Source organism: Streptococcus suis (genome assembly GCF_002960445.1).
In the GTDB taxonomy this organism is placed as follows: Bacteria; Bacillota; Bacilli; order Lactobacillales; family Streptococcaceae; genus Streptococcus; species Streptococcus hyiners.
In genome coordinates, this window is sequence record NZ_POJD01000451.1 from 1 (window position 1) to 277 (window position 277).

Below are 277 nucleotides of genomic sequence, written 5' to 3' on the forward strand. Positions count from 1 at the left end.
ACTGTATTTCCAGGTAAAGTGCTTTTATGGATGATATGAAAGAGCTGAACTGTGAATCCAGAACTAATATCCTAGGACTGTTTTTCCTAGCGGGAGGTAAATAAAACATGACAGATGTTCCAATCAAGTATCGCTTGATTAAGAAAGAAAAGCACACAGGTGCACGTTTGGGCGAAATCATTACCCCACACGGGACCTTTCCAACCCCCATGTTTATGCCAGTTGGAACTCAGGCAACGGTAAAAACCATGTCGCCTGAAGAATTGAAAGCGATGGG

The 277-nt window shown here is 43.0% G+C and carries 1 pseudogene; it reads left to right on the forward strand.

Going from position 1 to position 277, the window contains the following annotated elements:
• Positions 1-107 precede the first annotated feature (107 nt).
• A pseudogene (gene tgt, locus C1G53_RS12485) lies at positions 108-277 on the forward strand (tRNA guanosine(34) transglycosylase Tgt); the annotation flags it as partial.